6 protein-coding genes are annotated in these 8,484 nt (G+C 45.5%); 1 reads left to right on the forward strand and 5 read right to left on the reverse strand.

Going from position 1 to position 8,484, the window contains the following annotated elements:
* Positions 1 to 684: 684 nt before the first annotated feature.
* From OEV42_20800 to OEV42_20815, 4 genes are all read right to left on the reverse strand, one after another.
* Positions 685 to 1,590 carry a hypothetical protein gene (locus OEV42_20800; GenBank protein MDH3976709.1) on the reverse strand — a complete coding sequence of 302 codons (906 nt, stop codon included), beginning with the start codon at positions 1,588 to 1,590 and terminating at the stop codon, positions 685 to 687.
* Positions 1,591 to 1,657: 67 nt separating this feature from the next.
* Positions 1,658 to 2,119: a hypothetical protein gene (locus OEV42_20805; GenBank protein MDH3976710.1), complete on the reverse strand. Its 462-nt coding sequence runs from the start codon at positions 2,117 to 2,119 to the stop codon at positions 1,658 to 1,660.
* A 17-nt stretch (positions 2,120 to 2,136) separates the two neighbouring features.
* Complete coding sequence (locus OEV42_20810; GenBank protein MDH3976711.1) at positions 2,137 to 3,858, reverse strand: cation:proton antiporter; 1,722 nt, start codon at positions 3,856 to 3,858, stop codon at positions 2,137 to 2,139.
* 554 nt (positions 3,859 to 4,412) lie between these two features.
* Entirely contained in the window at positions 4,413 to 7,076 is a 2,664-nt protein-coding gene (locus OEV42_20815; protein ID MDH3976712.1) for an HAD-IC family P-type ATPase, read from the reverse strand.
* A 565-nt stretch (positions 7,077 to 7,641) separates the two neighbouring features.
* Here OEV42_20815 and OEV42_20820 point away from each other — a divergent pair.
* On the forward strand, positions 7,642 to 7,902 hold the full coding sequence (locus OEV42_20820; GenBank protein MDH3976713.1) for a type II toxin-antitoxin system Phd/YefM family antitoxin: 261 nt from the start codon (positions 7,642 to 7,644) through the stop codon (positions 7,900 to 7,902).
* Positions 7,903 to 8,000: 98 nt separating this feature from the next.
* Here the strand turns inward: OEV42_20820 and OEV42_20825 are convergent.
* Positions 8,001 to 8,484 (reverse strand): NCS2 family permease (locus OEV42_20825; GenBank protein ID MDH3976714.1); only part of this gene is annotated, 484 nt, incomplete at its 5' end.

The raw sequence follows: 8,484 nt of genomic DNA on the forward strand, positions 1-8,484 counted from the left end.
AAAAGAAGTAAAAAACCGCGGCTGGAAAGGCCTGGTCAGACTCTCATCTACTAGCTGCATGGGAGTTTGTGACGATGGACCTAATGTGATGCTTCACCCTCAGAATGTCTGGTTTTCGAGGGTAACTTTGGGGGATGTGGATGTTATTCTGGAGAGGGTGAAGAAGGAGATCAGGTAAAGCTGAATCAATCATCTCTTTACCCGGCAATTAATGGTATTGTAATTTACCCCTCCTAACCTCCCCTTTGTAAGGGGAGGAACAAATATATCCCCTCCTTGCCAAGGAGGGACAAAGGGGAGGTCAAAATCCGGTGTGACAATTCAGTAAGGAAGCAGGTATTAATGCAACCTGATTAATTGCCGGTTTAATAAAATGAAATGCAAAAAATGCGGAACCAGATATCATTTGGACTGGGGCCAGCCTGGACCGGGAGGTTCAAGTTCACCGGGTTATTTTTTCTGGTTTTCTATAATACTAATGTTCGTAACCTTGTATCTGTACTGGCACGAAATATCGCCATGGTATTGGGTTACCCTGGGAATAAGTATTTTCGTTTTTATTCAGGTGCCTATTGCCTACTCTGATTGTACAAATGAGGATTATTCCGGCAAGGAATGTCCTAAATGTAAGACTGAAAACAAGGCATTCTGGTGGTCGATGTAAATAGTTTCTACCGTACTAAATCAATCATCACTTCCACCCCATCGATGCGTCCATTTCAGACCATAAGCAGACGCACCCTCCCTCGGTGGAATATATGTAAATCCAAGTCCCCAGGGCTTGTAAGTGAATTCCAGTCCAAGGGCAGCTAAACCGGCATCCTTAGGCAAAAAACCGCCACTTGACAACTTAGACTCGGCCCGATTATTTACTTCTCCGGTAGTGGGATTGTAATCCACAATTTCACCCTTGCCCGGATCAAGCGGTTCGGCTCGCATAAAGAACAATACAGTTCGGAACTTACTTAAATTAAAGGAGGGGGCAAATCCCCAATGAAGTACCGCACTATGAACCTCCCCGGTAACCTTAAGGCCCAGCTGCCTGTTTTCGGCGCGAGCCTTAACCGACATATAGCCTGTACCAAAATATATAGGGAGGCGGAATTTGTCACCCGTCCGGTAGTCCCAGATCAATGACACAAGACCGGCGTAGGCTTCGCCGCTACCGTCGCCCATCACTGTTTTATCATAGGGAAGCTTGGGAGAGTTGAAGGGTGTGTGCCGGTGGGGCGAACCGTAATTGTTGAGGCTATGTGGACCCGAAAGTTTACAGTAAGCACCTGTGAAACCGATCCCCCAGTGCTCGCTCAATCCGTATGTAATAGCGCCTGTGAAAGCCCACCCGTCTTGCTTAACTACGCGTTGTTTTTGGAGGGCTTTCAGGTCAACGTCAAGAAAGGTTAAGGCTATCTTGCGCTGACGCTCGCCTTTGTGGATGGGGTAGGGAACAACACCACGGCTGAGAGCCTGGTTTAAACCCTCGGCTGTAGTACTATGAGGTTCTCCTACCGCTAGCGCAAGTGGCGCCGAGTAGAAAATAACTGCGCAGAACGTCAGGATCTGTATAATAGTGTCGGTCCTTTGCACCATTGGATTTTGTTGTGGCAATTTCATAGTTTCTACCGTACTATCAGCGCCCACAAATTGTCAGGCCATTCTATCTGTTAGAAAATTCTTTTAGGGACTTTTCCAGGGCATCATTGAGTAATTTATAGGCATTTGAAAAGCCTTTTTTCATATTCTCCCATGCATCACCAGTACTGCTTTTCAAACTGCCATACCATTCAGCTACCTTCGTCCGCTCCTTGCGTAGCGCTTTAAGACTAGCCCGTGCTTTTTCACGGGCGGCCTTATCCATTTTTTCCCGGCTTTCATCGATACGCGCTTCCAGTGCATCGATGCGCTTATCAAGATTGTCTAATGCAGTTTTTGTTTGACCAATTGCTTCTTCCCTCTGATTAACGGTATAGGTATTAAGTGCCTCAAGCAAATCTTCTGTTTCTTTCTTAAGCTCTTCTATTGAAGTTTTGTCAGTTATTGTTTCACCGTAGCATAGCAGTGTGATTCCAGGCATGCCAATCATCATAAATACATAAAATGTTTTCTTATTAAATGACATTTGTTATCGCCTTTTCTTTATTTATTTAGTTTGTCGTGCAGCAATTCGGATTTTACCAGACGGAAAAGATCTTCTGCATCGTCGGTAGCCATTATTTTTCCCTGTAGCCTGGGATTCGACATGCAATGGGTGATAGCCGAAAGAATTTGCACATGAATTTCTTCATCGTCTTCTGAGGACAAAACCAGAAACACGTAATGCGTGGCCAGGCCATCCTTTGCGTCCCAGTCAATACCCAATGGAGATCTCCCGAAAGCCACGATCGGCTTTTTTAGTTTTTTTAGACGCCCGTGAGGGATAGCAAGTCCCTTTTCCAACCCGGTGCACATGATCTCTTCCCGTTTTTGAACGGTGGCAATGAGCAAGTCTGCATCCTTATTGACAGCCCGTGCGGCAGCTTCACAAAGTTCGGGGATAACGTCCCACCGTGTTTTCCCTTCAATATTGGGAACTACGGCCTTACGTAAAAGATAATCACCGATCCTGACCTTACGGCGGCGTTTGATGGACCATCCTAACAGGGGACCGACTATGACAGATGAGAGGAGAGCAGCGAAAACAATCCCGACAAAGACAGGTTCCGAGATCAGTTCCAGTTCCAGAGCCAATAAACTGAGCACGATTTCCATGGCTCCACCCGGTATATGAGCGATTCCGATAAATAAAGCGCTCTCTTTCGACATTTTAGCCAACATACCGCCAATCCAGGCGCCGACGAATTTGCTACCGATGGCGACCAGGGTAAATATAAGCACTACATATAAATTCAGATTGGCAACGAAATCAATCTTCAAGCCGATGGTTGCGAAAAAAAGCGGTACGAAGATAGAATAGACCATCTGCGACATAATTTCCCGCGTTCGCTCCGAGATTTCGGACGTATTGCCGGCCATAATGCCTGCCAGAAAAAAACCGACAATTGCATGAATTCCGATCCACTGAGTGATAGCACCGCAAATCATCGCCAAACAAGCTATAAAACTTAAATTTGTTGCCGGATGGGGCAGTGAACTCCTTTTAATTTTTATTGAAATAGCGCCGACCATCTTGCTGCCTACAGTCAGACAAACCGTTCCAAAGAGAGTGATTTCGAAAAAAATTCGAAAAACCGTATTCACGTTCGCCTCTTGTTCAACGGCTAATCCCAATACCAGCGTGAATACCATCCATCCCAACATATCGTTGATTACAAAAGCGGAGAGCGTCGTAAAACCCAGATCGCTTTTCAGTATTTCCAAATCGTGCAGAACCTTGGCAATGACGGGAATCGCACTGATAGCCGCCGCTGTCGCCATAAACAGGGTAAAAGTCAGCCGGTTCGCTTTTGCGCCCCAAAGTTCGCTGGGAAACCAATAGAAGACCCCTACTCCAATAAGAATAGGAATAATGACGCCAACCGTACCAACCGTAATAGCAGCCTTCCCTTGTCTCCACATGCTTGAAATGTTTACCTCGAATCCCGTGGCCAACAGTAAAAAAAGAACACCTAACCAGGAAACGGTCTCCAGCATATTTTGCTGGATAATATTTCTGGGGAAGAGGGCCTCGTAGATGGGGGGGAATAGCCTGCCTAATATGGTCGGGCCGAGCAGTATACCCGTCAGAATTTCTCCGGCCAAAGCAGGATATCCGAAACGACGAAAGAGCGCTCCCATCAACTGGGCACCGAGAAGAAGGATGGATAACTGAACCAGAAATACCAGGATGTGTGTTTCGTTGAGATAGTGAATTTCAGTCATATTTTCCTGTCCAACGATTTTCGTGAAATAGAATTACCTTTTGTACGATTATATCATTTTAATTATTACGAATAGAATTCTCACATCTCCGGCGTGAGAAAAGGTAAAAGATTTTATAAGCAGGAAGCTTATAAATATGATGAATGACGCCTGTTTCATGACGAAATACTGTAGATTAGTTATATACAGATGGGGGGTGAAATCAAACGGTCTTGGTGGGGAGGCAAACTGGGCAACTTTTGATTTATTTGGATGTGCCCTTAATTCTTACAGTGGCTGCAAATCAAGCGGTCGCTGAACCTAATTAACATGACCATAACATCATGGGGACAGGGATGTTGTCAGCCTGATTAGAATAGTTTTCAGAAGAAGTTTTCAATTATTTAGTTCACCTGCTACTAAACAACTTTAATGATAAGATTATTTGATGATTACTGGTTGAAAGTGAGAAGCAAATATATCTTAAATCTAACTGAATTTTTCAAGGTTGCACATTTCCTGAGGAGATGATTTCATTAAATATAAAGTTGATCCTTTCATAAATGCAGCTATGCTCATAGTTCTTCTTTCTTTCTCCTCAGCCACTTGTCTATTTCTACTGCTATGATAATTGACAGTGAGACGGCAATAATTTCTATCCATCCAGTCATAGATATTGCTTCTGTCCTGAATATCCATTGGAGGGCTGGAACGTATAGCACCGCGAGCTGCGCAAATAAAGCGGCCGTTATACTCAAAAGGAGAAAGGGATTGCTCCTGAGGCCCATTTTGAAGATGGACTGTGTCTCTGAACGGCAGTTATAGGCTTGAAAGAACTGAAAAAAGACCATGGTAGTCAATGCGGCCGTTCTAGCACCTTCAACGGAGACACCCGCATTTAGACGTTCAATAAAAATATAGAGTGTCCCTATGGCAAGGACGGTCCCCATAAGCAGGGTCCTCTGAACCATTAGCGTTGAGAGGATACCTTCCTTTATGGGTCTTGGTTTTCTTTTCAATATTCCTTTTTCTCCCGGTTCAAAGGCAAGAGCCACATCCTGAAGGCCATTGGTGACAAGATTCAGCCAGAGGATCTGTGCGGGGATATAGGGTAGTGGTAGTCCCATCAGTATAGTCACAAGGATTGTGATCAGCTCTCCAAAACCGCATGACACGAGGAATAGTGTTACCTTCTTTATATTATCATAGACGATCCTTCCCTCCTCAACAGCCCCGAATATGGATGCAAAGTTATCATCCGTAAGGACCATGTCGGAGGCCTCCTTTGCGACATCTGTTCCTTCCTTTCCCATGGCGACCCCTATGTGAGCCGCTTTGAGTGCAGGTGCATCATTGACACCATCACCTGTAATTGACACTACCTCCCCATGTTTTACCAACTGCTGAGCAATCATCAGCTTATGTTGGGGAGAAACCCTGGCATAGATGGAGACGGTCTGTACCTTCTTGAAGAGTTCCTCTTCGCTCATCCGCTCTATCTCTTTTCCGGTGAGGACCGTTGAATTCCCATCGATTATTCCTAGCTTTTCTCCTATGGCATGGGCTGTTATGGCATGATCGCCAGTAATCATGACAGTTCTGATGCCGGCTTCCTTGCATCCCCTGATGGCCATTAACACCTCCGGCCTTTCCGGGTCGATCATTCCCTGAATTCCTGCAAATGTAAGATCTGACTCGATATCCTGATGCGTGACCTCCTCTGTTTCCGGCGGGACCTCTTTCCAAGCCATAGCAAGAACCCTTAAACCTTCCCTTGCAAAGGCTTCAGCCTTCTCTACCCAGGCATTTTTTCGAGGAATATCATTAATCATGCATTCAGTGCAGATATCGAGCATCCTATCGAGGGACCCCTTTATGAAGACGATTTTTTTACCCTCAACGCTGTGGAGTGTTGCCATGTACCCCCGATCGGACTCAAAGGGGAGGAGTGCGATAACAGGATGCTTCTCCTTTTCCTCCTCTAAATTCAGACTCCCTTTCAGGGCTGCCACGATAAGCGCCCCTTCCGTCGGATCACCGTCAACCTTGAAGCGGTTCTCTTCCTCATATAACCTTGATTCATTGCATAGAAGGCCAACCCTCAGCATCTGTTGTATCTTTTTAAGCTGATTCCCACCAAGGGGCATTTTATCCAGCAATATCTCCCCCTCCGGCTCATACCCGCTTCCCGTTATTTCGTAAACATGCTCACCGTCATACAGGAGTGTTACTGTCATCTCATTTTTTGTGAGTGTTCCCGTTTTATCAGAACCGATGACCGTAGTACTCCCCAGCGTCTCAACAGCAGGAAGTTTTCTTATGATTGAATTTCGCCTTGCCATTCTGGCCACACCTATAGACATGGCGATTGTAACAGCAATGGGAAGCCCTTCAGGTATTGCAGAAACAGCGGTAGCTACGGCAACCATAAACATTTCGGAAAGTTTCTCGCCCATAAGGGCGCCGATGACCATCATAGCAATGGAAAAAGCTACGACAATGATGCCGATCAGCCTGGCAAAGCGGTCCAGTTTTTCCTGTAGCGGCGTCCTGAAGGCCTGGACTTCCCTTACCTCTTCAGCAATCTGGCCCAAGACTGTGTCGGCCCCTGTTTCAACGACAATTCCCCTTGCCCGTCCACTTACCACCACCGTTCCCATAAAGGCCATATTCTTCTGGTCTCCCGGCGTCAGGTTCTTTTCCGGAATAGGATTTATCGATTTTTCAACAGGGAGTGATTCCCCCGTCAGCAGTGCTTCATCAGTTTTGACTTCAATGGCCTTTAAAAGCCTTAAGTCTGCCGGTACCTTTCCACCCGAAGAGAGGAATACAATATCTCCCGGTACGAGCACTTCGCTGTTGACCTCCATCTCCTTGCCATCGCGCAGTACTCTTGCCCTTGGAACAAGCATACTTTTAAGGGCCCGGATACTCTCTTCGGCCCTGAATTCCTGAAAGTAGCCTATGACCGCATTCAGTGCTACAACAGCTATAATCACGCTTGTATCAATATATTCATCAAGGAAAAAGGTGACTACAGCTGCAATAAGGAGGATATATATGAGGGGGCTTGTAAACTGATGGAGGATGACCTTGAGTCTGCTGTTTTTTTCTTCCTGTGTCAGAACATTGGGGCCGTGCAGATTCAGGCGCTTTGCAGCTTCGTCTTCTGTGATGCCTGCTTCTGAAGATTTAAGCTTGTGGCAGACCTTATCTATGTCAAGTTGATACCAGTTCATAACTCATCAATTAAATTTGCCTGTCCCCTAAATTGGATCAATTTCTAACATGACAAACATAACACCGGGGCAGAATTAAAAGGAGAGTCATGCCCGAGGAGAAACATACAGTAGAATAGATTATTATCAAGTTACCCGTAATATGGTTAATAAAATTCTATCATTGATTAACGATAGAAATCTTACACTCAAGGAAAGTATTGGGGAATCACACTTCCTGGAAGTAATCCTCCTGTTAATAACAGTATATCAGATACATTTTGGATTGCATTTTTATGTCGATTACGGATTGTAATCTAGTATTTTGCGTATTGGCCGTTTGTTGATGCTTTCAGGAAGAACTCATTAAAAATCAGATGAAAGGTTGAAATATTTCCGATGAGATTAGTCTAGTTGTCGAGACATTCCAGTCCACTCAAATCCATATAGAAAAAAGCCCCTTGGCTATAGGGGCTAAAAGAGCAATTCTTTAATTCTTATTACAAAGCATTTGACCTACCCCTCTCATAAACGCCATACTAGTCAAGAGCTCTGGTTAAGTAATATTTAACTCAAGGAGTATAAAATGAAAACATTGCCCTTTTCGGAAGTTAAGATGAAACTTGGCGACCTTGTTGATGAAGTGAAGGCAGTAGACGAGGAAATTGTTATTACGAAGAACGGCGTTCCGGCAGCTATTTTAGTAAGCCCTGATGGATTTGAAGGCTGGAAGGAGACCGTTGCCATTCAGGCTGACAGGGATCTTATGGATGAAATCCGTGAGGGTGTGGCAGCGCTTAAGGAGAAAAAGGTAAAGCTCTATAGTCTGGATGAGTTGTTTTCTTAAAGTTTGCGAGCAACATTAAAGAATATGCCCCCCTCACCCTAGCCCTCTTCCGCCAGGGGAGAGGGGACTACATCTAAAGCTCACGTGGATACCTCACCTCAATCCCCTTCTCCACCCTGCAAAGAAGCACCCTCTTTCCCCATCCCCAAAATCAAAAACACAAGCGCCACCCCAGTATACCCAAGCGCAAAAGGCCAGGTTGTGGGATTAATACCATAGGCATTAACAATAGCGCCGCCTTCAATCTTGTACCCATGAATAAGTCCCGTAAGGCTGATAAGAGCTGCAGCAAAAGCCCAGAGTGCAGCATTTTTATACTTTTTATCGATGAGGGACACCGTCATGGCGGCAAGAATCATGGAGGTGAAGATAAAACCCCGCTCCAGTGAAATCATACCTGCGATTGGGGGGATTTGGGTAGCGAGCTTGTCCAGCCCCAATGTCCCTGCACTCGTCCCTGCCGCTCTAAGGCCTGCTTCGAGGATGAGAAGACCCCAGGCTGCCAGTGCGGGAAAAAAACCGACTACAACGGCAATAGCATGCTCTCTCGGTGTTGCCTGAAAGGCCTGTGCGGCGATAATG

Source organism: Deltaproteobacteria bacterium (assembly GCA_029860075.1).
In the GTDB taxonomy this organism is placed as follows: Bacteria; Desulfobacterota; JADFVX01; order JADFVX01; family JADFVX01; genus JAOUBX01.